The organism is Bacillus sp. FSL L8-0099 (assembly GCF_038006385.1).
GTDB lineage: Bacteria > Bacillota > Bacilli > Bacillales > Bacillaceae_G > Bacillus_A > Bacillus_A toyonensis.
This window is the reverse complement of sequence record NZ_JBBOVC010000001.1, coordinates 4539870-4564202: the sequence shown is the minus strand read 5'-3', so window position 1 is coordinate 4564202 and position 24333 is coordinate 4539870. Positions and strand designations below refer to the sequence as shown.

At 36.3% G+C, this 24333-nt stretch carries 24 protein-coding genes, 2 pseudogenes and 3 other annotated features (1 of these 29 cut by a window edge); of the genes and pseudogenes, 20 read left to right on the top strand and 6 right to left on the bottom strand.

Annotated elements, in window-relative coordinates; genetic code table 11:
• Nucleotides 1-2 precede the first annotated feature (2 nt).
• From polA to MHH42_RS23115, 16 genes are all read left to right on the top strand, one after another.
• Complete coding sequence (polA, locus tag MHH42_RS23190; protein WP_000412836.1) at nucleotides 3-2636, top strand: DNA polymerase I; 2634 nt, start codon at nucleotides 3-5, stop codon at nucleotides 2634-2636.
• A gap of 12 nt (nucleotides 2637-2648) precedes the next feature.
• Nucleotides 2649-3479, top strand: a complete 831-nt coding sequence (mutM, locus tag MHH42_RS23185; RefSeq protein WP_070173834.1) for a DNA-formamidopyrimidine glycosylase — start codon at nucleotides 2649-2651, stop codon at nucleotides 3477-3479.
• A gap of 72 nt (nucleotides 3480-3551) precedes the next feature.
• Nucleotides 3552-4184 (top strand): sporulation membrane protein YtaF, encoded by a 633-nt coding sequence (ytaF, locus tag MHH42_RS23180; RefSeq protein ID WP_000281731.1) that lies wholly within the window; start codon nucleotides 3552-3554, stop codon nucleotides 4182-4184.
• 54 nt (nucleotides 4185-4238) lie between these two features.
• Nucleotides 4239-4841, top strand: coding sequence for a dephospho-CoA kinase (gene coaE, locus MHH42_RS23175; RefSeq protein ID WP_000219291.1), 603 nt, complete (start codon nucleotides 4239-4241; stop codon nucleotides 4839-4841).
• A gap of 109 nt (nucleotides 4842-4950) precedes the next feature.
• The gene (locus tag MHH42_RS23170; protein WP_000198973.1) at nucleotides 4951-5979 is read left to right on the top strand and encodes a glyceraldehyde-3-phosphate dehydrogenase; all 1029 of its coding nucleotides are present in this window, start codon (nucleotides 4951-4953) and stop codon (nucleotides 5977-5979) included.
• 389 nt (nucleotides 5980-6368) lie between these two features.
• Nucleotides 6369-6752 (top strand): adenosylmethionine decarboxylase, encoded by a 384-nt coding sequence (speD, locus tag MHH42_RS23165; protein WP_002003660.1) that lies wholly within the window; start codon nucleotides 6369-6371, stop codon nucleotides 6750-6752.
• Nucleotides 6753-7039: 287 nt separating this feature from the next.
• Entirely contained in the window at nucleotides 7040-7501 is a 462-nt protein-coding gene (nrdR, locus tag MHH42_RS23160) for a transcriptional regulator NrdR (RefSeq protein ID WP_001203687.1), read from the top strand.
• A 292-nt stretch (nucleotides 7502-7793) separates the two neighbouring features.
• The gene (locus MHH42_RS23155; RefSeq protein ID WP_001171837.1) at nucleotides 7794-9194 is read left to right on the top strand and encodes a replication initiation and membrane attachment family protein; all 1401 of its coding nucleotides are present in this window, start codon (nucleotides 7794-7796) and stop codon (nucleotides 9192-9194) included.
• 33 nt (nucleotides 9195-9227) lie between these two features.
• Entirely contained in the window at nucleotides 9228-10166 is a 939-nt protein-coding gene (gene dnaI, locus MHH42_RS23150) for a primosomal protein DnaI (RefSeq protein ID WP_000400118.1), read from the top strand.
• A gap of 276 nt (nucleotides 10167-10442) precedes the next feature.
• Entirely contained in the window at nucleotides 10443-11324 is an 882-nt protein-coding gene (ytxC, locus tag MHH42_RS23145; protein WP_000569634.1) for a putative sporulation protein YtxC, read from the top strand.
• Nucleotides 11325-11355: 31 nt separating this feature from the next.
• Nucleotides 11356-11584 (top strand) — a binding site (T-box leader).
• Nucleotides 11585-11631: 47 nt separating this feature from the next.
• Nucleotides 11632-13569: a threonine--tRNA ligase gene (gene thrS / locus MHH42_RS23140; RefSeq protein ID WP_000786073.1), complete on the top strand. Its 1938-nt coding sequence runs from the start codon at nucleotides 11632-11634 to the stop codon at nucleotides 13567-13569.
• A gap of 210 nt (nucleotides 13570-13779) precedes the next feature.
• Nucleotides 13780-13900: a sequence feature (ribosomal protein L20 leader region), on the top strand.
• 62 nt (nucleotides 13901-13962) lie between these two features.
• Nucleotides 13963-14466, top strand: coding sequence for a translation initiation factor IF-3 (infC, locus tag MHH42_RS23135; protein WP_000973214.1), 504 nt, complete (start codon nucleotides 13963-13965; stop codon nucleotides 14464-14466).
• Between the two features lie 21 nt (nucleotides 14467-14487).
• A complete protein-coding gene (gene rpmI / locus MHH42_RS23130; RefSeq protein WP_001125945.1) occupies nucleotides 14488-14688 on the top strand; it encodes a 50S ribosomal protein L35 in 201 nt (66 codons plus the stop codon).
• A 37-nt stretch (nucleotides 14689-14725) separates the two neighbouring features.
• Nucleotides 14726-15082, top strand: coding sequence for a 50S ribosomal protein L20 (gene rplT / locus MHH42_RS23125; protein ID WP_001138362.1), 357 nt, complete (start codon nucleotides 14726-14728; stop codon nucleotides 15080-15082).
• Nucleotides 15083-15523: 441 nt separating this feature from the next.
• Entirely contained in the window at nucleotides 15524-16015 is a 492-nt protein-coding gene (locus tag MHH42_RS23120) for a dUTP diphosphatase (RefSeq protein WP_000365051.1), read from the top strand.
• Nucleotides 16016-16084: 69 nt separating this feature from the next.
• Entirely contained in the window at nucleotides 16085-17170 is a 1086-nt protein-coding gene (locus MHH42_RS23115; RefSeq protein ID WP_000163548.1) for a M42 family metallopeptidase, read from the top strand.
• Nucleotides 17171-17211: 41 nt separating this feature from the next.
• Here MHH42_RS23115 and MHH42_RS23110 read toward each other — a convergent pair whose 3' ends face one another.
• Nucleotides 17212-17829, bottom strand: a complete 618-nt coding sequence (locus MHH42_RS23110) for a TetR/AcrR family transcriptional regulator (protein ID WP_000023657.1) — start codon at nucleotides 17827-17829, stop codon at nucleotides 17212-17214.
• 296 nt (nucleotides 17830-18125) lie between these two features.
• Between MHH42_RS23110 and MHH42_RS23105 the strand changes: the two genes are divergently transcribed.
• Both MHH42_RS23105 and MHH42_RS23100 read left to right on the top strand, forming a co-directional pair.
• Nucleotides 18126-18779, top strand: a complete 654-nt coding sequence (locus MHH42_RS23105) for an HlyD family secretion protein (protein WP_001071409.1) — start codon at nucleotides 18126-18128, stop codon at nucleotides 18777-18779.
• Nucleotides 18780-18791: 12 nt separating this feature from the next.
• Nucleotides 18792-20591: a DHA2 family efflux MFS transporter permease subunit gene (locus tag MHH42_RS23100; protein ID WP_000094770.1), complete on the top strand. Its 1800-nt coding sequence runs from the start codon at nucleotides 18792-18794 to the stop codon at nucleotides 20589-20591.
• A gap of 22 nt (nucleotides 20592-20613) precedes the next feature.
• Here MHH42_RS23100 and MHH42_RS23095 read toward each other — a convergent pair whose 3' ends face one another.
• The gene (locus tag MHH42_RS23095) at nucleotides 20614-20976 is read right to left on the bottom strand and encodes a hypothetical protein (RefSeq protein ID WP_000446230.1); all 363 of its coding nucleotides are present in this window, start codon (nucleotides 20974-20976) and stop codon (nucleotides 20614-20616) included.
• A 13-nt stretch (nucleotides 20977-20989) separates the two neighbouring features.
• Nucleotides 20990-21350, bottom strand: a pseudogene (locus tag MHH42_RS23090) (ammonia permease).
• Between the two features lie 62 nt (nucleotides 21351-21412).
• Here MHH42_RS23090 and MHH42_RS23085 point away from each other — a divergent pair.
• Nucleotides 21413-21577: pseudogene (locus MHH42_RS23085) on the top strand (DUF4179 domain-containing protein); the annotation flags it as partial.
• Between the two features lie 27 nt (nucleotides 21578-21604).
• Here MHH42_RS23085 and MHH42_RS23080 read toward each other — a convergent pair.
• The 3 genes from MHH42_RS23080 to sspI all read right to left on the bottom strand — a co-directional run bounded on the left by MHH42_RS23080 (nucleotide 21605) and on the right by sspI (nucleotide 23400).
• Nucleotides 21605-22318 carry a CPBP family intramembrane glutamic endopeptidase gene (locus tag MHH42_RS23080; RefSeq protein ID WP_016109172.1) on the bottom strand — a complete coding sequence of 238 codons (714 nt, stop codon included), beginning with the start codon at nucleotides 22316-22318 and terminating at the stop codon, nucleotides 21605-21607.
• 139 nt (nucleotides 22319-22457) lie between these two features.
• Nucleotides 22458-23015, bottom strand: coding sequence for an HD domain-containing protein (locus MHH42_RS23075; protein WP_000554798.1), 558 nt, complete (start codon nucleotides 23013-23015; stop codon nucleotides 22458-22460).
• A gap of 175 nt (nucleotides 23016-23190) precedes the next feature.
• On the bottom strand, nucleotides 23191-23400 hold the full coding sequence (gene sspI, locus MHH42_RS23070; protein WP_000009509.1) for a small acid-soluble spore protein SspI: 210 nt from the start codon (nucleotides 23398-23400) through the stop codon (nucleotides 23191-23193).
• A gap of 82 nt (nucleotides 23401-23482) precedes the next feature.
• On the opposite strand from sspI, the gene MHH42_RS23065 reads away from it, so the two are divergent.
• Entirely contained in the window at nucleotides 23483-24280 is a 798-nt protein-coding gene (locus MHH42_RS23065) for a TrmH family RNA methyltransferase (protein WP_002060131.1), read from the top strand.
• 48 nt (nucleotides 24281-24328) lie between these two features.
• Nucleotides 24329-24333: a binding site (T-box leader), on the top strand (it continues 224 nt past the right edge of the window).

Genomic DNA, 24333 nt, shown 5'->3' with positions numbered 1-24333 from the left:
TTGTGGAAAAAAAAGTCGTATTAGTAGATGGTAATAATATCGCGTATCGTGCTTTCTTTGCACTACCGCTTTTAAATAACGACAAAGGTATACATACGAACGCAATTTACGGTTTTACAATGATGTTAATGAGAATATTAGAGGAAGAAAAGCCAACGCATATGCTTGTTGCGTTTGATGCAGGAAAAACGACATTCCGTCATAAAACGTATAGCGAGTATAAAGGAGGACGTCAAAAGACTCCACCTGAGTTATCAGAACAATTCCCGTTTATTCGTGAGATGCTTGATGCATTTAATGTACCGCGTTATGAACTAGAAAATTATGAAGCGGATGACATTATGGGGACGTTAGCGAAAGAAGCGAGTGAGCAAGGGTTTCATGTTAAGGTTATTTCAGGAGATAAAGATTTACTTCAACTTGTTTCTGATAATACGCTTGTATGTATACCTCGAAAAGGGATTACAGAAGTAGATGAATATACGAAAGAAGCTTTATTTGAGAAATACAGTTTATCACCAAAGCAAATTATCGATATGAAAGGTTTAATGGGGGACCAGTCAGATAATATTCCGGGTGTACCAGGAGTTGGTGAAAAAACTGCAATTAAATTGTTAACGCAATTTGAAACGGTTGAAGCAGTGTATGAAAATATCGATCAAGTAAGCGGGAAGAAATTAAAAGAAAAACTAGAAGCGAATAAAGAACAAGCTCTTATGAGTAAAGATCTTGCAACTATTATTACAGATGCGCCGATTACAGTGCATGTGGATGATATGGAGTATAAAGGATATGAAGCAAGTGATGTGATTCCAATGTTCGAGAATTTAGGATTTACATCTCTTTTGAATAAATTAGGTGTTACGCCAGAAGAAACAGCTCCAGCTGAATTAGATGATATTACATTTGATATTGTGGAAGAAGTTACAGAAGAAATACTTCAGCAAGATAGTGCACTTATTGTAGAAGTACAAGAAGATAACTATCATAAAGCGGACATTCAAGGTTTTGGTATTCAAAATGAAAATGGTTGCTACTTTATTCAGACGGACATAGCTCTTGCATCCGAAGCTTTCAAAGCATGGCTTGCAAATGGAGAAATGAGAAAGCATACATTTGATGCGAAGCGAGCTATCGTTGCACTCAAATGGAAGGGTATAGATATTCAAGGAATCGACTTTGATTTATTAATTGCTGCTTATTTACTTGATCCAGCTGATACGGATAAAGATTTCCGTACTGTAGCGAAAATGAAAGAAACGCATGCCGTGAAATCGGATGAAGAAGTTTATGGAAAAGGTGCGAAGCGTGCTGTTCCAGAGCTAGAAGTAGTAGCGGAGCATGTAGCTCGAAAAGTGCATGTATTATATGATGTAAAGCAAACGTTCTTGGAAGAATTAAAAAAGAACGAGCAATATGAATTGTTTACAGAGTTAGAATTACCACTTGCACGTGTACTAGCTGATATGGAAGTAAAAGGTGTAAAAGTTGATACGGAGCGCCTTCGTAATATGGGAGAAGAACTTGCGGGTAGATTAAAGGAAATGGAACAGGAAATTTATAAGCTTGCGGGAACAGAATTTAATATTAATTCACCGAAGCAACTTGGGGTTATTCTGTTTGAGAATTTAAACTTACCAGTTATTAAAAAGACGAAAACAGGTTATTCTACGTCAGCTGATGTACTAGATAAACTTATGAATCATCATGAAATTATTCCAAACATTTTACATTATCGTCAGTTAGGGAAATTAAATTCAACTTACATTGAAGGTTTACTAAAAGTTGTACATGAAGATTCATCGAAAATTCATACTCGCTTTAATCAAGTTTTAACACAAACAGGTCGATTAAGTTCAACAGATCCGAACTTGCAAAATATACCGATTCGATTAGAAGAAGGAAGAAAGATTCGTCAGGCATTTGTTCCATCAGAAGAAGGATGGATTATGTATGCGGCCGATTATTCACAAATTGAACTTCGTGTATTAGCTCATATTGCAAATGATAAAGGGCTAGTTGAAGCGTTCCAACATGATATGGATATTCATACGAAAACAGCTATGGACGTATTCGGTGTTGGAAAAGATGAAGTAACTTCGAATATGAGACGACAAGCGAAAGCTGTTAACTTCGGAATTGTGTATGGTATTAGTGATTACGGTCTTTCACAAAACTTAGGAATTACAAGAAAAGCAGCAGCGGAATTTATTGAAAAGTATTTAGAAAGTTTCCCTGGTGTACAAGAATATATGGATGACATCGTAAAAGATGCGAAACAAAAAGGGTATGTGGCTACCTTATTAAATCGTCGCCGTTACATTCCGGAAATTACGAGTCGTAATTTCAATTTACGTAGCTTTGCTGAGCGTACAGCTATGAATACACCAATTCAAGGTAGTGCTGCAGATATTATAAAGATAGCTATGATTATTATGGCAGATCGTTTAGAAGAAGAAGGATTACAAGCGCGTCTTCTTCTGCAAGTACACGATGAATTAATCTTTGAAGCACCAAAAGAAGAAATTGAAAAATTAGAGAAGCTTGTACCAGAAGTAATGGAGCATGCAATTGAACTCGCAGTTCCACTGAAAGTTGATTATTCTTACGGTCCAACTTGGTACGACGCAAAATAAGGAAGTGATGAAATGCCTGAATTACCAGAGGTTGAAAACGTCAGACGGACACTCGAAAATCTTGTAACAGGAAAAACGATTGAAGATGTTATTGTTACGTATCCAAAAATAGTAAAACGACCAGATGATGCGGAAATCTTTAAAGAAATGCTCAGAGGCGAGAAAATTGAAACGATAAAGCGAAGAGGTAAGTTTTTGCTTTTATATGTAACGAATTATGTTATCGTTTCACATTTGCGTATGGAAGGAAAGTTTTTACTGCATCAAGAGGATGAGCCAATTGATAAGCATACGCACGTCCGTTTCTTATTTACAGATGGAACTGAATTACATTATAAAGATGTGAGAAAGTTTGGTACGATGCATCTCTTTAAAAAAGGTGAAGAGTTGAATCAAATGCCTCTTGCTGACTTAGGTCCAGAGCCATTTGATGCTGAATTGACACCACAGTATTTACAAGGAAAATTGCAAAAGACAAATCGTAAAATAAAAGTCGTATTATTAGATCAGCGTCTTTTAGTAGGGCTTGGAAATATATATGTAGATGAAGTTTTATTCCGTTCTCATATCCATCCAGAGCGAGAAGCTGCATCTTTAACGCAAGAAGAAATCGAAAGAATTTACGAAGCAATTGTTACAACGCTAGGCGAAGCAGTGAAGCGAGGCGGAAGCACAATTAGAACGTATATGAATTCGCAAGGGCAAATTGGTTCATTCCAAGAACTTTTAAATGTATATGGGAAAAAGGGAGAACCATGTGTAACTTGTGGCACGATATTAGAAAAAACAGTTGTTGGCGGAAGAGGGACGCATTATTGCCCAATTTGTCAGCCTAGAATATAGAAAAGAGATAACATCGGATAGGCATTTGTCATATACATACAGCAGAGCTATGTATAAGGGAGGAGCTTACCGATGTACCTTTATTTATCTCTTATTTTATTAGCTTTTACATTAAGCTTAGATAGCTGTAGTGTAGGGCTGACATATGGTTTGAGAAGCGTAAGAATTCCACTAAGATCAATTATAATTATCGGAATCTGTTCAGCGGCTGTTATGCTTGTTTCAATGGGAATTGGACATATGATTGCGAAAATATTTTCACCTGTTATCGCAACGCGTATCGGTGGGCTTGTTCTTATTGGAATAGGGATTTGGGTATTATATCAATTTTTTCGGAGTGATAAAAAGGAAGAACCGAAGCAAGAAGAGAAGGTTTGGAAACTAGAAATTGCTTCACTTGGGTTAGTAATTCAAATTTTACGGAAACCGACTGTTGCAGATTTTGATAAATCGGGAACTATTTCTGCAGGAGAAGCGCTACTTCTTGGTATCGCACTTTCCGTGGATTCGTTTGGTGCTGGAATTGGTGCATCTTTATTAGGTTATGCACCCGCTATGATGGCAATATTAGTTGCAGTTATGAGTTCTTTATTTTTGTTTATTGGAATGAAGCTGGGTACAGTTTTATCGAATATGAAATGGTTACAAAAATTTACATTCCTGCCTGGGGTATTACTCATTATTATTGGAATTTGGAAAATGTAAGTATGGGCGTGGAACATTAGTTTCGCGCCTTTTATTATGAGGAGGAGAAGTATTATGACAGTGGTAATTGGATTAACGGGAGGAATTGCAAGCGGAAAAAGTACGGTATCAGAAATGTTTCGTGGGCTAAGTATACCGGTTATTGACGCAGATGTTATTGCAAGAGAAGTTGTAGAACGAGGAAAACCAGCATATAACAAAATAGTAGAAGTATTTGGAACGGAAGTGTTACAAAAAGATGGAGAACTGGATCGGCCGAAATTAGGAAATGTTGTTTTCTATAATGAAGAAAAACGATTGCAGTTAAATAAAATTGTTCATCCTGCAGTACGTGAGGAAATGAATGCACAAAAGGAAATGTACATAAAAGAAAGTATGCAAGCGGTTGTGTTAGATATCCCTCTTTTGTTTGAAAGTAAATTAACAAGTCTCGTTGACCGCGTTTTAGTTGTAGCTGTCACGCCTGATACGCAATTAAAACGTTTAATGGAGCGAAATAATTTTTCGGAAGAAGAAGCAAAAGCACGTATACAATCGCAAATGCCGTTAGAAGAAAAAGTGAAGCATGCGGATGAAGTAATAAATAATGATGGCACAATTATGGGAACGAAAACACAATTACAGGGAATTTTAAAGAAATGGAACATTATTGACTAAAAAATTGTGAAATTAATGAAAATGCTTAGTGACATATCCCCTTTTTGTGTTATACTATTATTGGGATTGGAGATAAATAGTATAACGCATTCAAGGGGGATAACATATTATGACTCGTGTGGCAATTAATGGATTTGGACGTATTGGGAGAATGGTATTTCGTCAGGCAATAAAAGAAAGCGCATTCGAAATTGTAGCAATCAATGCAAGCTATCCATCTGAAACGTTAGCACATTTAATTAAATATGATACAGTTCACGGCAAGTTTGACGGAACAGTAGAAGCATTTGAAGATCACTTATTAGTTGATGGGAAAATGATTCGCCTTTTAAACAACCGCGATCCAAAGGAATTGCCTTGGACAGATCTAGGTGTTGAAGTTGTAATTGAAGCAACTGGTAAATTTAATTCAAAAGAAAAAGCAATTCTTCACGTTGAAGCTGGAGCGAAAAAAGTTATTTTAACAGCGCCTGGTAAAAATGAAGATGTAACAATTGTAGTTGGTGTGAACGAAGACCAATTAGATATTACAAAACATACCGTTATTTCAAATGCATCTTGTACAACAAACTGTTTAGCGCCTGTTGTGAAGGTGTTAGATGAGCAGTTTGGAATTGAAAACGGTTTAATGACGACTGTTCACGCTTATACAAATGACCAAAAAAATATTGATAACCCACATAAAGATTTAAGAAGAGCACGTGCTTGCGGACAATCAATCATTCCGACAACGACAGGTGCTGCGAAAGCGCTAGCAAAAGTTCTTCCGCATTTAAACGGAAAACTTCATGGTATGGCACTTCGTGTACCAACACCAAACGTGTCCCTTGTTGACTTAGTAGTAGATGTAAAACGTGATGTGACAGTTGAAGCTATTAACGATGCATTCAAAACGGTTGCAAACGGTGCGTTAAAAGGTATTGTAGAATTTAGCGAAGAGCCTTTAGTATCTATTGACTTTAATACAAATACACACTCAGCTATTATTGATGGCTTATCTACAATGGTAATGGGTGATCGTAAAGTAAAAGTACTTGCTTGGTATGATAACGAGTGGGGCTACTCTCGTCGTGTTGTAGATCTTGTAACGTTAGTTGTTGACGAATTAGCGAAACAAAAAAATGTGCAACATATTTAAGTGAATAAGGGAGAGGGCAAGTGAATATTGCCCTCTCTTTTTTTAATTTTTTCTGAAAAGGAAAAAAATTATATGAGTATATTTTGGAAAGTGGACATACCACGAAGCGTTGTTATTACTGTATTTGTGAATCATTTCTTTTTTTTTAGGGAAAAGTAAAGAGGAAAATATGACAGAAAATCGAAAAAACTGTTGTTGCAAAATGAAAATAAACAAAGTATACTAACACTCGTAAACTTAAGAGCTGAGGTACGTAGTCACTACTTAAAGGGTTAGGACCTCTCTGGACTAACTTTCCCCCGTGGTAGTGGAGCAAGCCAAATTGCAAATTAGTTTTCAATTCGAACAGTTAGAATAAATTTACAAGGGGGAACTGTAGAATGGATACTATGGATACGATGGGTCGTCACGTGATCGCTGAACTTTGGGATTGCGATTTCGACAAGCTTAATGACATGCCGTATATTGAACAATTATTTGTGGATGCAGCACTAAGAGCTGGTGCTGAAGTGCGTGAGGTTGCTTTCCATAAATTTGCACCACAAGGTGTAAGTGGAGTAGTAATTATCTCGGAATCACATTTAACAATTCATAGCTTTCCGGAGCACGGTTACGCAAGTATTGATGTTTATACTTGTGGGGATCGTATTGATCCAAATGTTGCTGCAGAATATATTGCAGAAGGTTTAAACGCGAAAACGCGTGAGAGCATCGAGCTTCCTCGAGGCACTGGTAGCTTCGAAATTAAGCAGAGAGAAACAAAAGCTCTTTAAAAAAGAACATAATTGATTTAAAATGTAAAGAGGTGTATAATGCACCTCTTTTTTAGTTTATAAAAAAGGAAAAACATAACGTGTTCATTAGTTAGTTAAATGGAGCTCTCACACATAAGTTAGTGCTACATCTACCATCTTATTTTGTTGGGAAAATAGATGATGAAATCATGTATTTAAACTTAGAGTGGTAAGAGCATTAGAATGAGTTATATAATATTGTATATATATTTTTACGTGAATGAAGTAGAGAAAAATAAAAATCAAATTGTAAGGGAGTGAATGAATTGCGTTGTCCATCCTGTTCTCATAATGGCACAAGAGTGTTAGATTCGCGTCCGGTAGACGAAGGGCGCTCTATTCGAAGAAGGAGAGAGTGTGAAAGTTGTTTAAGTCGCTTTACGACATTTGAAAGAGTAGAAGAGTCACCTCTTATCGTTGTTAAAAAAGAAGGCACACGAGAAGAGTTTAATAAAGAAAAGATTTTACGCGGTTTAATTAAAGCATGTGAGAAAAGACCAGTATCTTTAAGACAATTAGAGGAAGTAACACAAAGTGTGGAACGTGAACTTCGTAATTTAGGTATATCAGAAGTGAAAAGTGATATGATTGGTGAAATTGTTATGGAAGAACTTCGTGATATCGATGATGTTGCTTACGTACGCTTTGCTTCTGTATATCGTCAATTTAAAGATTTAAATGTATTTATTGAAGAATTAAAAGATATACTGCAAAAAGAAAGAGAATAGAAGCTGTATTCAATTCTCTTTACATACTGTAAGTAATGAGGTAAGAGAGCTAGAAGCGTAAGCTAATAGCTCTTTTTCGCTAATAATCATTGGGGATTTTGTTCATCCCAAAATGATTATTAGCCTTCACCAATCGGGCATTTACGGGAAGGTATCTCCTGCCAAACTTCCGTGCATTCGCCGAATTTTGATGCGGGAGTCTTACTGCCCGCAAATAGCGAGATAAAATATATAATGAAGATAGAACGAATGAATTAGAGGATAGATTGGATGAGAGAAAGGAAAAGCAAGAATGCAAAAACAGTCATGGATGGAGCTATTGCCGATTGATCGTTATAAAGTAAGTACGAAAGGACTACTACATAATTACGACCGAAAAGTGTTAACGATGTTGTATCAGCCGTTAATAGGTAGTAGAGCTTTTAGCTTGTACATGACGCTATGGGGGGCGTTAGAGCAAGATCGTGTATTTGGAAAAGAGAATACACATCATTCCCTTATGGTGACCATGCAAATGCAACTTCCCGAAATATATGAGGAACGAGTAAAGCTAGAGGCAATTGGGCTTTTAAAGGTATATATTAAGAAAGAAAAAGATATTCGAATGTTTATATACGAATTGCAACCACCTTTATCTCCAAAGCAGTTTTTTGATGATATTGTTTTAAGTATCTTTTTATACAATCGATTGAGTCGGACAAAATATAATCAAGTAAAACAATATTTCTTAGAAGAAGAATTTGATTTTGCTTCTTATGAAAATATTACACGTTCTTTTAATGAGGTGTTTGATTCGTTTAATCCAGGACAGCTTGAGCATGCGCAAGAAGAACTCCGTATTCCAAAAGCGACAATGATGCCAAATAATGAAAAGGGAGATGCTCCTAAAGTTTGGAACGATTTCTTTGATTTCTCCTTATTTGTAGACGGATTGTCCGCTCTTGTTCCTAAAAAGGCGATTACAGATCAAGTGCGAGAATGTGTCATTACACTTGCTTACGTGTATGGTGTGGATGTGTTATCGATGCAAAATATCGTTCTTGGTGCGGTGACAGAGATGCAAACAATTGATATGGAAAGGCTTAGAAAAGGAGCGCGCGATTGGTACCAATTCGAAAATGGTCAAGCGTTACCAATATTAAGTGAAAGAGTACAGCCACACGCTGCACGTACGATGAAAGAGAAAGAGCCTTCATCGCAAGAAGAGATGCTTATAAAACAATTAGAAGAAATCTCACCAAAACAACTATTGAAAGAGATTTCTGGTGGTGCAGAGGCGACGAAAGCGGACTTGCAAATTGTTGAGGATGTTATGATCAATCAAAAATTAACGCCAGGAGTTGTGAATGTACTTATTTATTACGTTATGCTACGCTCAGATATGAAGCTTGCGAAAACGTATGTGGAGAAGATTGCTGGGCATTGGGCTCGTAAAAAGGTCGGTACAGTAGCTGAAGCAATGGCGCTAGCAAAAGAAGAAAACCGTCAATACCAAGAATGGGCTGAGACGAAGAAAAAAGGTCGTACAGCGAAGAAAACAGTACGAAAAGAAATGGTACCAGATTGGTTGAAAGAAGAGCCGAAAGAAAAAGAAACTGTGAAAAATGATGTAGGTGCGGAAAAAGATACAAGTACGTTAGAAGATGAACGAAAACGACTAGAAGAAGTGTTGAAAAAATATAAGCGTGATTAATAGAAGAGAATGAACGCTCTTTGAGGTGAGAAAATGGAGCATATTCAAAATTCATTTACAAAATTAATGGAAAATGAAAATTTTAAAAACAGATATGAAGTATTAAAGGCGGAAGTGATGGCACATCCACGTGTGAAAGAATTTATAGACGAGCATAAAGGCGAAGTAACAACTTCTATGATTGAGCGCAGTCTTGTGAAGTTATATGAATATATTGGACAATGTGTAGGTTGTTCAGATTGTCCGGATCTAGGGACATGTAAAAATATGCTGCAAGGATATGAGCCGAAGCTCGTTATCCAAGGTAAGATGATTGATATTCAATACGATCGTTGCATTAGAAAAGTAGCATATGATGAGAGAAAAAAATATGAAAAACTCGTTCAAAGTGTATATATGCCAACGGATATTTTACAGGCGACTATGGAAAATTTAGACCCTTCAGAGTTAAATGCACGTATTGATGCAATTGGTGCAGCGAATGAATTTTTAAGCACATATGAACCGGGTAAAAAAGTACAGGGACTATATCTTTACGGTAAATTTGGTGTAGGGAAAACATATCTTTTAGGGGCGATTGCGAATGAGCTTGCTCGAAAGAAAATAAGTTCCATGCTCGTATACTTCCCAGAATTTTTACGTGAAATTAAAAGTTCGATTCAAGATAATTCAATTGGAGAAAAGATTGATGCGGTTAAACGGGTACAAGTTTTAATGTTAGATGATATCGGAGCGGAAGCGATGTCTAGTTTCGTACGTGACGATGTACTCGGTGCAATCTTACAATTCCGTATGCTAGAAAACTTACCAACGTTCTTTACGTCTAATTTTGATTTCAAACAGTTGGAACATCACTTAACGTATACACAGCGCGGTGAAGCAGAAGAAATGAAAGCGGCCCGTATTATGGAACGAATTAAATATTTAGCGAAACCAATTACAATCGGTGGGAAAAACCGCCGTCATAAGTAAAGAGCAAGCTGAGAAGCTTGTTCTTTTTTTGTTTTGAATGCTTTTCAGCGTAGTCGAATTGTAAAACGAACAGTTCTTATTGAAAATTCATAGTAGCTTGTATCATTTTTTTCTCCCTCCCTTAATATATATAAAATTAGCAAGCCATATCGAGTGGATTTTCTAACGAAAGGAAATGCAATTCTACTAAGAGTGAACTTCCACGGGCCAAACTCTTATAGGATTTGTAACGTATAGATACAATCCTTTAGAGCGGGGATAAAAGGGGGGACAAAAGTGATTGAAATTTGCTTCGAAGAAAAAAATGATGCTATGTACGTATATAAACAACTACTGAAAAGGGCGGAAGTGTTATATAAAGAAACGAGTGTGTATTTACAGGAACAAAAAGTTGTAATTCACATACCAGTATGTGAATCACACTATATTGAAAAGATTTTATTGCCAGTCATGGTATATTTCATTGTGAATGTGAAACAAAATGAGTGGATTTATACAATTTTAAAAGAAAAGTTTTTTTATGAAGAACAAGAAGAGTGTCATCAAATATTGCATATAGCACAAGAAGTTTTAAAGGGAAGAAGAAATGGGGTTGCTCGTGAGTTAACACGTTACACATTTGAATCGTATATTAAGTCTTCTTTAAATAATTGGCTTTGTGATCCGCTCTCATTCTCGTTTTCATCATATGTTCGTTTTCGTCTTCGTACATATAGGGAAATGGTAGCTAAGCTTACTGAAGTGGCAATTGATGAGTATAAGATGGAACAAGAATATCAAATGTTCATTGAGACGCTCCGGCAACAAGTTAGTAATCGAAAGTCACGTTTGTCCTGTATGCATCTTATTTTTGATGAAAGTTTTATTTTCTATGATGATAAAGGTAGACGTTTAAAACAGGAGAAATTGGTCCAATATATAGATGAAGATTTGCTAAAGCAAAAAGATGTATATATTGATACAAAAGTAATTGCACCACTTCTTTCTATTTCACCGAAAAAAATCTATTTGTATACGAAAGAACAAGACCATAATATGATTATTACTTTGCGAAACGTATTTCAAGAACGGATACAAATACACGGATTACATGAGTTTGAACGCAATGTGAAAAATTTAAAAAATAAAGGTAACGCCCTTGATTTTCTAAGTTTTTGAGCATATAATTACCTACATAAATGAAATATATTGAAATGTCATGATGAGGACATGAGTAGTTTTCTACGATTTTCAGAGAGGGAAGCCTTAGGGTGTGAGCTTCCTAGTACGGGATTATTACTTACCACCTCTAAACTTTAGCAGTGAACGATTTTTTTAGTAATTGCTAACGGACAACACCGTTATGTTGAACTTGAGCAATTAACAATCATGTTAATTGGAACAAGGGTGGAACCACGAATTCAACACTCGTCCCTTTTTACGGGATGAGTGTTTTTTATTTTGAGAAAAAGAGGAGTGACCAGTGATGGCAGATGTAGTTAAAATTACTTTCCCTGATGGAGCTGTGAAGGAGTTTCCAAAAGGCGTAACAACTGAAGAAATCGCAGCTTCTATTAGCCCAGGCTTAAAGAAAAAAGCTGTAGCTGGAAAATTAAACGATGAGATGATCGATCTTGTTACACCAATCGAAGAAGATGGTGCAGTTTCTATTATTACATTAGATTCAGAAGATGGCTTATACATTTTACGCCATTCAACAGCCCACCTTTTAGCACAAGCGTTAAAACGTTTATATAAAGATGCTAAGCTTGAGCTTGGCATTGGTCCAGTAATTGAAAATGGCTTCTACTACGATATTGATATGGAAGAAGCAATTACAGTTGAAGACTTCAAGAAAATCGAAAAAGAAATGCAAAAAATCGTGAACGAGAACTTAGAAATCGTTCGTCATGAAGTACCACGTGCAGAAGCACTTCGTCGTTTTGAAGAAATCGGCGATGAGTTAAAATTAGATTTAATTAACGATCTTCCAGAAGATGCAGTTATTTCAATCTATGAGCAAGGCGAATTCTTCGACCTTTGCCGCGGTGTTCACCTTCCATCTACAGGAAAAATTAAAGTGTTTAAATTATTAAGCGTTGCAGGTGCTTACTGGCGCGGCGATAGCAATAATAAAATGCTACAACGTATTTACGGTACTGCATTTGTTAAGAAAGCAGAATTAGATGAGCATTTACGTATGCTTGAAGAAGCGAAAGAGCGCGATCACCGTAAATTAGGTAAAGAATTAAAATTATTTACTAATAGCCAAAAAGTAGGACAAGGTTTACCACTTTGGTTACCAAAAGGTGCAACGATCCGTCGTATTATCGAGCGTTACATCGTTGATAAAGAAGCAAGCTTAGGCTATGATCACGTATACACTCCAGTACTAGGAAGCAGAGAGCTATATGAAACTTCTGGTCACTGGAATCACTACCGTGATGGTATGTTCCCATCAATGGAAATGGATAATGAAGAGTTAGTTCTTCGTCCAATGAACTGCCCTCACCACATGATGGTTTATAAAAACGATATTCACAGCTACCGTGAATTACCAATCCGTATTGCGGAACTTGGAACAATGCACCGCTATGAAATGTCAGGTGCGTTATCTGGATTACAACGTGTACGCGGAATGACTTTAAACGATGCGCACATTTTCGTACGCCCAGATCAAATTAAAGAAGAGTTAAAACGTGTTGTAAACTTAACTCTAGAAGTGTACAAAGATTTCGGTTTAGAGAACTATTCATTCCGTCTATCTTATCGTGACCCAGCAGATACTAAAAAGTACTATGCTGATGATGAGATGTGGGAAAAAGCACAAGGTATGTTAAAAGAAGCTATGGATGAAATGGGTCTTGATTACTACGAAGCTGAAGGTGAAGCGGCGTTCTACGGTCCAAAACTTGACGTTCAAGTTCGTACTGCTCTTGGAAAAGACGAAACACTTTCAACTGTACAATTAGACTTCTTACTTCCAGAACGCTTTGAATTAGCTTACGTTGGTGAAGATGGAAAACAACATCGTCCAGTTGTAATTCACCGTGGTGTTGTATCAACTATGGAACGTTTCGTAGCATTCTTAATTGAAGAATACAAAGGTGCATTCCCAACTTGGTTAGCTCCAGTTCAAGCGCAAGTAATTCCAGTTTCTCCGCAAGTGCATTTAGACTATGCGAAGAAAGTACAAGATGAATTGCGCCGTGCTGGTATTCGTGTTGAATTAGATACTCGCGAAGAGAAAATTGGTTACAAAATTCGTGAAGCACAAATGCAAAAAATTCCGTACATGCTTGTAGTAGGTGACAATGAAGTAACTGAAAATGGCGTAAACGTACGTAAATATGGTGAACAAAAATCAGAAACAATCGCATTAGATGCTTTTGTTGACATGATTAAAGTAGAAGGAAAACGATAAGAAAGAGCCGCGGTATATCGCGGCTTTTCTTTTTAATATAAAAGAGAAAAACTAGAAAAAATAACCATGTAACTCTTATCATAAAAAAGTATTGCATGTATGCTAGTTGTTTGTTACAATATTTCTTGTTGTTAGTAAAACACATCGCGTCTTCTTGACAGACGTCATGTCCTATGATAAACTCATCAAGGATAATAGAATATTGTTTTGTGGAACAAGTAGAAGCACCCGCTTCTCACCTGATGGACGCATTCGCAGTTAGCAGGTAAATGTATTTCTTACTTAAGATTTTACAAGTGTGGGTGTCGTATGCCCGCACTTTTTTTGTCGGGTTCTATGACTACAAAATATGTTCTGAGAAAACCTTGGAGGTGGCTTACTATTAGCAAGGATATGATGATTAACGAGCAAATTCGTGCACGTGAAGTACGTTTAGTTGGCGCAAATGGCGATCAACTTGGAATCAAGTCTCGTAATGACGCTTTAGACTTAGCTGCAAATCTTAATCTTGATTTAGTATTAGTTGCTCCAAATGCGAAACCGCCAGTATGCCGCATTATGGACTACGGTAAATTCCGCTTTGAGCAACAGAAGAAAGAAAAAGAACAGCGCAAAAATCAAAAAGTAATTAGCATGAAAGAAGTTCGTTTAAGTCCAACAATTGATGAACACGACTTTAACACAAAACTTCGTAATGCTATCAAGTTTTTAGAGAAAGGCGACAAGGTTAAAGCGTCAATTCGCTTTAAAGGACGTGCCATTACTCATAAAGAAATCGGTCAACGTGTTTTAGATCGCTTCTCAGAAGCTTGTGCTGAAGTTAGTACAATTGAATCTAAGCCTAAAATGGAAGGACGTAGTATGTTCTTAGTTTTAGCACCGAAAAACGATAAGTAATAGATAGAGGAGGAAATACCTATGCCTAAACAAAAAACTCATCGCGGCGCTGCAAAGCGTTTCAAAAAGACTGGATCAGGTAAACTGAAACGTTCTCACGCTTACACAAGCCATTTATTCGCTAACAAATCTACAAAAGCTAAACGTAAACTACGTAAAGCTGGTGTAGTAAGCGCTGGTGACTTCAAACGCATTCGTCAAATGCTTGACAACTTAAAATAAGTTCGGCTGATATATAGAACAATTAGGAGGTAATATTATGCCAAGAGTAAAAGGTGGTACAGTTACTCGTCAACGTCGTAAAAAAGTTATAAAATTAGCAAAAGGTTACTACGGTTCTAAAAATACATTATTCAAGGTTGCTAACCAACAGGTTATGAAATCTCTAATGTATGCATTCCGTGACCGTCGTCAAAAGAAACGTGACTTCCGTAAATTATGGATCACACGTATCAACGCAGCAGCTCGTATGAATGGTCTTTCTTACAGCCGCTTAATGCACGGTTTAAAAAATGCTGGCATCGAAGTTAACCGCAAGATGCTTGCTGACTTAGCTGTTCATGACGAAAAAGCTTTCGCTGAATTAGCAACAGTTGCAAAAAACAACATTAACTAATTAATTAGTTGAAACCTTAGAAGAATTTTCTTCTAAGGTTTTTTGTTTGTTTTCAAAGAGAAGTTTGAAGTGAATGAAGCTCTAAAGATTTATGGACGCATCGTTATCGATATGACAAAATCAACATAAAAACTATAGCGATATAGAAGAATATGCATATGAAGTCAGGAGAATTCTCCTGGCTTTTTTCAATTATGCTCGTTTGGAAAGAAGAGTATCTTTCCTAGCCGAAACGACACTGCTATAATGGAAAGATGATATGGAACTTTCATCAGATGAACAATATACGAGCGATGACTGAAACGTATTTGTAAATTAAGGACAAGCTATTTTATAAAGAGGTAGATAGCTGACTTATTCATAAGAACTGAAACATAATAATGAACTTTGAGATGAAACAACATTGTTGCATAAAATGCGATGTTGGAGGAGGACAATAGAATGGACTTACTACAACTATTTAAATTACAAAAAGAATTAGATGACCGTATTGCAAAAGAACATGACTTACAACCGAAAAAGTTGTTAAAAGAAAAAATGCTAGCTCTTCTTGTAGAAATTGGAGAACTTGCAAATGAAACACGCTGTTTTAAATATTGGAGCAATAAACCAGCATCAGAACGTGAAGTAATATTAGAAGAATACGTAGATGGTTTGCATTTTATTTTATCAATCGGAATCGATTTAGGTATTGATAAAAACTTCCTATTCTATAAATGTGCACAAACGAATAAAACACAAGTGGAAATTTTCTTAGACACATATGCGAAAGTAATTCGTTTTACAGATCAACCATCTATCACGAACTATATTGAATTATTTACAAGCTATCTTCGACTTGGACAAGCACTTGAATTTGGACAAGAAGAAATTGAAAAAGCGTATTTAGATAAAAATGAAGTAAATCATCAGCGTCAAACACAAGGATACTAATTTAATTTTTGAATATTTCAATTTCCTTTTGTATAATAAGGTGACTGAAGAAAAAGGAGGGTGTTGGCAATGACAAAATTAGACGCGACATTGACAATGCTAAAAGAGTTAACAGATGCACGTGGTATTGCTGGTAACGAGCGTGAACCACGTGAAGTAATGAAGAAATATATTGAGCCGTTTGCGGACGAACTTTCTACTGATAATTTAGGAAGTTTAGTCGCGAAAAAAGTTGGGGAAGAAAACGGCCCGAAAATTATGGTTGCAGGTCATTTAGATGAAGTTGGCTTTATGATTACGCAAATTGATGACAAAGGCTTCCTTCGTTTTCAAACAGTTGGTGGCTGGTGGTCACAAGTTATGCTTGCACAGCGCGTGACAATTGTAACGCGTAAAGGAGATGTAACAGGTGTAATTGGTTCAAAACCACCACACATTTTACCTCCAGAAGCTCGTAAAAAGCCAGTTGATATTAAAGACATGTTTATCGATATTGGTGCTTCTAGCCAAGAAGAGGCAATGGAGTGGGGCGTACGACCAGGAGATCAAGTTGTACCTTACTTTGAATTCCAAGTGATGAAGAATGAAAAAATGTTACTTGCAAAAGCATGGGATAACCGAATCGGTTGTGCGATTGCAATTGACGTATTAAAACAATTAAAAGATGAAAAACATCCAAACGTTGTATACGGCGTTGGAACTGTACAAGAAGAGGTTGGTCTTCGTGGTGCAAAAACATCTGCGAATTATATCAAACCAGATATCGCGTTCGCAGTAGATGTTGGTATCGCTGGAGATACACCGGGTGTAACGTCAAAAGAAGCGCAAAGTAAAATGGGCGATGGACCGCAGATTATTTTATATGATGCTTCTGTTATTGGACATACAGGTTTACGTGATTTCGTAGTTGATGTTGCTGACGAACTACAAATTCCATACCAATATGATTCAGTAGCTGGCGGGGGAACAGATGCAGGTGCGATTCACATTTCTGTAAATGGTATTCCGTCTATGGCAATTACGATTGCGACACGCTACATCCATTCGCATGCGGCAATGTTACACCGTGATGATTATGAAAATGCAGTGAAGTTAATTGTAGAAGTTATTAAACGTCTTGATAAAGAGGCTGTACATAACATTACATTTAATTAATAGAAAAAAGCGAAGGAGAATCTCCTTCGCTTTTTTATGTGTTAAAAAGGTCTTTCTAATCCTGCGGCAGTATGGGCCCCTAAAATAATTAAACGAGTTAATTGCATGGCCATAAAATGCGGGGTATATATCATCCCCCTTTTTAACCATGACATAATCATCCCGATGTGAGCCCCTGTCACATAACTAATTAGAATATCACGAGGAACCATAAGATCTTTATCATCTGGTTGTGAAATTGATAAGCTTAATGTTAAATGCGTTTGTATTGTTTTCATCATTTTATAAGAGTAGTTTCCTGCAGCTTTATCCCCGAGCATAACATTATAGAAGTTCACGTTTTCTGCGATGTGTTCGAACAGAGCCAAAAATGTTGGATGTGGTGAATCGAATGTAAGTTGAAAATCCTCTTTATTTTTATTTTTCGGTTTGATTACTTCTGCTAGCTTCTCTAACATTTCTTCAATGCTTTTGTCTAATAAGTCGTATTTATCATGGTAATGGCTATAAAATGTAGCGCGATTTACAGGAGCGCGTTCTGCGATATGTTGAACAGTTACATTTTCAAACCCTTTTTCGCCTACTAAAGCGACAAAAGCATCCTGTATGAGTTGTCTCGTCCGCTTTACACGTGGATCATTTGTATTTTTAATAGACATTTTACTTCTCCTCGTTTCATTTTATACACTTAAACAACAAATCGTTATTATATTGTTGTTTAAGCGACATTTCATACTTAAATTGTCGGTTGTAGATTCGAAATAATTATTTATAATTATAAACGATAGTCCTTTAGAAATCAGCACCACTCGCAGGTAGACGAAATCCGGTTTATGCTGCTGAAGGTGTGCTTTTTTTGTTTAAAGGTTAATATAATTAACAATTAAACAGTATAAACAATAAGGGTGTAAATAGTTTAGAAAAAAATTATATGCGATATAAGGAGAGGAATGCAATGAATCAGTTTCGAAGAATGGTGATTATCAACATTATCACATTAATTGTACTAGTTGGCGGCGGCATTGGTGGTTATTACTATTACAATCAAGCGGAAAACTATTTAAAAACAGAAAATGCAAAAATTGATGGAAAGGTAATTCCAATTGCTTCACCAGCAGCAGGTAAATTGACTGACTGGAAAGCTGAAGTAGGAAAAAACTACAATGAGAACGATAAATTAGGTGCTGTCACTGTAGCTGGAGCAAATGGGGAGCAAACAGTAGACGTAACAATTCCGCAAAACGCGACAGTTGTACAATCAAACGCAACGACAAATGCTTTCGTTGGAGCTGGTAGCCCAATTGCTTATGCATTTGATATGAACAATTTATGGGTAACAGCAAACATTGAAGAAACAGATGTTGACGATGTGCAAAAAGGTCAAGATGTAGACGTGTATGTAGATGCATACCCAGACACGACGTTATCAGGAAAAGTAGAGCAAGTTGGATTAACAACAGCGAATACATTCTCTATGTTACCATCAAGCAACGCAACAGCGAACTATACGAAAGTAACACAAGTGGTACCAGTTAAAATTTCTTTAGATCATAGTAAATCAGTAAATATTGTTCCTGGCATGAATGTGACAGTTCGTATTCATAAGTAAGGGGGAGATGAGATGTCCTCAATTGCAATTGCAGGATATGCACTATTTTGTATAATCGTCTTCTTCCTTGTAAATCGTCTTTTACGAAAGAAAAAAACGAACGTGGGAGAAGAACAAGTCCCAGCCGTAAGTAAAATAGAAGTAAGTAAGGTAGAAACAGAAGAAAAAGAAATTGAACGAAAGCAAGAAACAGAAATTTCTAATGTAGTTGAGTTAGAAACAGGTAAGCAAGAAGAAGTAAAACAAGAAAAAGAAATGCCGAAAAAACAAACGTCTATGCCTATAGAGAATGTGAACGTAAAAGCAGTTGTAACAGTATTAATTCTCGGGATGTTCGTTTCTATTTTAAACCAAACGATCATTAACGTTGCATTGCCTCCGTTAATGAATGAATTTAATGTATCAACTTCAACAGCACAATGGTTAATTACAGGCTTCATGCTCGTAAATGGTATTTTAGTACCGATTAGTGCCTTTTTAGTTTCACGATTTACGTATCGTAAATTGTTCGTAGCGGCAATGTTATTCTTCACGGTAGGATCTATCATTTGTGCTACTTCAGGAAACTTTACAATGATGATGACGGGCCGAGTGATTCAAGCGGTTGGAGCGGGTATTTTAATGCCGGTTGGTATGAATATTTTCATGACATTATTCCCGCCTCATAAGCGAGGAGCAGCTATGGGATTACTAGGGGTAGCGATGATTTTAGCACCAGCTATCGGACCAACTGTAACAGGATGGGTAATTGAAAACTATAGCTGGAACTTAATGTTCTACGGAATGTTTGTGATTGGTTTAATTATTACTTTCCTATCTTTAAAATTCTTTACACTAGCTCAGCCGGTATCTAACACAAAGCTAGATGTATTCGGTGTTATTAGTTCAAGTATTGGACTAGGTAGCTTATTGTATGGATTTAGTGAAGCGGGAAATAATAGCTGGACTAGTGCAGAGGTTGTGATATCACTTATCATTGGTGTAGTAGGTATTGCAGTATTTATTTGGAGAGAGCTAACAACGGACAATAAAATGCTTGATTTACAAGTGTTTAAATATCCAGTATTTACTTTTACTTTAGTAATTAACGCAATCGTAACGATGGCATTATTCGGAGGTATGCTATTACTTCCAGTATATCTACAAAATATTCGTGGCTTTACGCCAATTGAATCTGGTTTACTACTTCTTCCAGGATCATTAATTATGGGGATCATGGGACCAGTAGCAGGTAAATTATTCGATAAATATGGCATTCGTCCATTAGCGATAATTGGATTGGCAATTACAACTTATGCGACATATGAATTTACAAAATTATCGATGGATACACCGTATAGCGTTATTATGACGGATTATATTATACGTTCAATTGGTATGTCATTCATTATGATGCCAATTATGACAGCTGGTATGAACGCGCTGCCGATGAAATTAATTTCTCACGGTACAGCAACGCAAAATACGTCAAGACAAGTAGCTGGTTCAATTGGAACAGCGATCTTAATCACACTTATGACGCAACAAACGACTGCTCACGTAGCGGATTATGGCAACATGTTAACAACGTCAAATCCAATTTTAGTTGATAAAGTACATGGTATGGGTCAAAGCTTAGCGGCTTTAGCTGGATCAGCTCAAGCGGGAGATGCGATGAGCACGCAACTATTATTCGGACAAATCTCAAAGCTATCTGCAATTAACGGTATTAACGATGCCTTCTTAATTGCAACAATACTCGCAGGTATTGCTTGGGTGTTATCGTTCTTCTTGCCATCAGGCAATAAACCAAATAGAAAAGCAGGGAATTAATTTCCCTGCTTTTTTGTGTTTTTTATGTAGTTAGATATAAAAGATGATAACTAGTTACAGAGCATAATCCTGTTATAACCAAAATCGTCCCCATAGAACGAATACTTGATATTTGTCTGCCACTTATAATAGCTACTAGTCCAGCTAATGAGAAGAAGCACCAATATAAAGTTCCCGAAATTGGAACCATTCCCTCTAAATCTATTCCATAACCTATACAAATGATAGGAACAACGATAAGTGATATGCTAATTAAACCAGCTATAACGATAAGTGATTTTCGATATTTAATTCCGGCAGCAATTAAATAAATGCCAACGATGCCTTCACATAATAACAAAATAGGGGCTAAGATAAGCCAAATAAATAAACCAGTAGATTCCATATGTAATAACTCCTTAATGAATAAAATATGAATCAGGCATGGACAATAGCTGCAAACAGTCCTATTGAGAAAATAATGAGTCCCATGTTGCGTATACTCTTAATTTTTGAATGTACCCCATTCAATCCTGCTAATAAACCAGCTAGAGAGAAAAGCATCCAATATAGGACAGGTGGAATGTGGAGAACGTTCTCTCCATTGATACCTTTGTTTAAAAAAAGTAAAAGGCATTATAACGAATGAAAAGCAAATAATCCCCATTAAGGTAACAAGTAATTTCCGATGTTTAATTTCTGTTACCATTAAAAAATACCACCAGCAATCCCGCATAGTAAGAGAAGTGGCGTAAAAAGCATCCAAATAATACTGAACATATGTAAACTCTTTTATGTGAATTAAGTTATATTTTACTACATGAGGTTTATTTTGGATATTATTAATAAAATCGAAAAATAGTTATTGGCGATTTGAAAAGCTAGAGGATAGTGTAACAAAAATTATACTGACGCCTGTCCTAACTTCTGGTGAAGAAGGAGAAAAGAAAACGAATTATCGAAAAGTGCTAACGGAAGAAGAGTTTGAAGTTGTTATAAAAGAGTAAAAAGAGGTATCGCGATGATACCTCTTTTTAACTTAAGAATGCTAACATATTATTCATAATATGAAATAACATAGCTGGAATAATGGATTTTGTTTTCTTGCATAAAATAGCCATTAATAATCCCGTGAAGAAAGTAATTACCATTACTCCGAGTGAGTATGTATGAGCGATACCAAAGAAGAAACTTGTTAAGACTGCTGCAATCCAAAATGGAAAGCGTTCAGAGAAAAAGTGGAGTAAAAAACCACGGAAAATAAGTTCTTCAAAAATTGGGGTGAGTATCGCAAAGCCGATAAGTAATAATATTTGATACTGTTCAAATACGTCTAAGTTTAGTGCAGAAGCTTGTTGCTTTGTTGCGTCTTGGAACACATATTTTAAAAAGATATAATTGAGCACGATGCTTATAGCGAAGAAAAGAAGTAAGTATACGTATGTGCGCCATTCTTTCAGTGCTTTAAAATTAAAAGATTTTAATAGTAAATTTTTTGCGGGTTCGAATTTAAAAATGAAGAATAACAACACGGTTAGTTGTAATCCGATACTTGCAGTATTTGCAATAGATTCATACAGGGCAATTTGTTTTTTATTTTCGAGTCCGGCTGTATAAATTGTTAAGGGCATTGCGAGGAACACAGTAATGAGTCCAGTTCCGAAAAAAGCAAATAAAACGGAGCTAATGAATTGTCCCCATGACATAGAGTATTTCTGTTCATAAGGAAGTTGTGTAGTGGGTTGCATATGTAGAATCACCTCTTTATATTTATATATTTAATTATAAAGTGTTTTATTTTTATATGTAACATTTAAATATTACATATAAAGGTGTATTTTCCATAAAATAATAAAAGAGGTATCACCCTATAGTGATGCCTCTTTCTCATTGATAACTATGTTCTGCCTTGTTATTTGATTTTGATTGCTCTATTTGCAATTCACGCTCTACCAATCGATCTAACTGCTGAATTGCTTTTAGTGCTTTTTCATAAGAGATAGTTCGATAGTGGTGTGCGCCGCCTGGTTCTTCGTCTGCTTCATCTGCCCACTTAATAATGTTTTGTAGAGGTGTTCTTTCAAGTGATTGTTCTACTAGGAAAGAATCAGTATGCAATAGAATTGCAACAGAAATTTCTTTGGCTTGCTTCGGATGTTCGCCTAATCGGATTAATAACTTATGAGCTCTTTCCGCTCCTTTAATTGCATGTATATCATTCTTTTTATATAAGTCATAGTCCCATTCGCCGCCTGTGTACCATGTATGATGTCCGATATCGTGAAGGAAACCGGCTTTTGTCGCAGCATCGACTGAGGCGTGATGCTTTTTGGCTAAGTGAAACGCATGGTAAGCGACAGCAATCGCGTGGACCATTCCAGAACGATTTACGTATTTTTGGGTAATGTGGTGTTTAAAAATTTGTTCAAGCGTAATACGATGCATAAAACATTCACTCCTTTTATCTAATGGTGTCTGTGAAGAAAATCGATCGGTTTAAATGTATTTTGAACATTGTACTCCATCCGGGTAGCGTTAGTAAAGTAGAAATGTTTAGGAGAAGAAAAAAATTTTCGCAAAAAAATCACCTTGGCTTATGCGAAGGTGATTTTCAAATTGCTTATTTTTTTAATCCTTGCTCTAGCGTTTCTAACATTTCGTGCTTTTCATTTTCATCAGCGTTTTTCCAAATGACTTCGAATAAAACACCAAGACCTGGAAGCATTTTTTCTTCACCGCTTTGAATTGCATCGACAATCGTTTCTTGTAATTGATCTTGTGAATTTCCAGATACATTCGCTAATACAGCACCACGTAAATTAAAACTCATTGCTTTCACCTCTTCTTCAGAATTGAAACTGACGTTAGTTTTTGTTCTTTTTTATGTAAATATGTATGAAAAATAGGCTATAATGATAAGACAAGAAGAGAGGGAAATACATATTATGAAAAACATTGATTCAGTACAAAATCCGCGTGTGAAGCAGTGGAAAAAGCTGCAAACGAAAAAAGAACGCGATAAAAAAGGGTTGTTCTTTGTTGAAGGATTCCACTTAGTGGAGGAAGCTTTAAAGGCAGGAGTTGTAACAGAACTTATCGTTTCAGATCAAACAGACCTTCCGAAAGATTGGACAGTGAATGATGTTGAAATGTATATCGTGCCTGAAGCGATTGTAAAAATACTTCGTGAAACAGAAACGACACAAGGTGTATTTGCTGTCTGTGAAAAGCATGAGAAAGAAGTAGCTCTTACTGATGGGAAATTTCTTTTATTAGACGGCCTTCAAGACCCAGGTAATTTAGGAACGATTATTCGTACAGCTGATGCAGCTGGTATTCATGCCGTTGTGCTTGGAGAAGGTTGTGTTGATGTTTACAATAGTAAAGTACTCCGCTCTACACAAGGTTCTATTTTCCACTTACCAATTGTAAAAGGGAACTTAGAAGAATGGGTAGACAAGTTAAAAGAAAATAACGTTCCTGTATATGGAACAGCTCTTGAAAATGGAGTTCCGTATGGGGAAGTAACACCAGCTGGCAGTTTTGCATTAATTGTTGGAAATGAAGGAAATGGCGTACGCCAAGAAATTCTTGCAAAAACGGATCAAAACTTGTATATTCCGATTTACGGCGGGGCAGAATCATTAAATGTTGCGGTTGCAGCAGGGATTTTAACGTATTATTTACAAAGCCCGGTTGCGAACAAATAAAAAACTTCTTATAATAAGTTGAAGTATATTATATTAAAAGTTAAATAACGAAA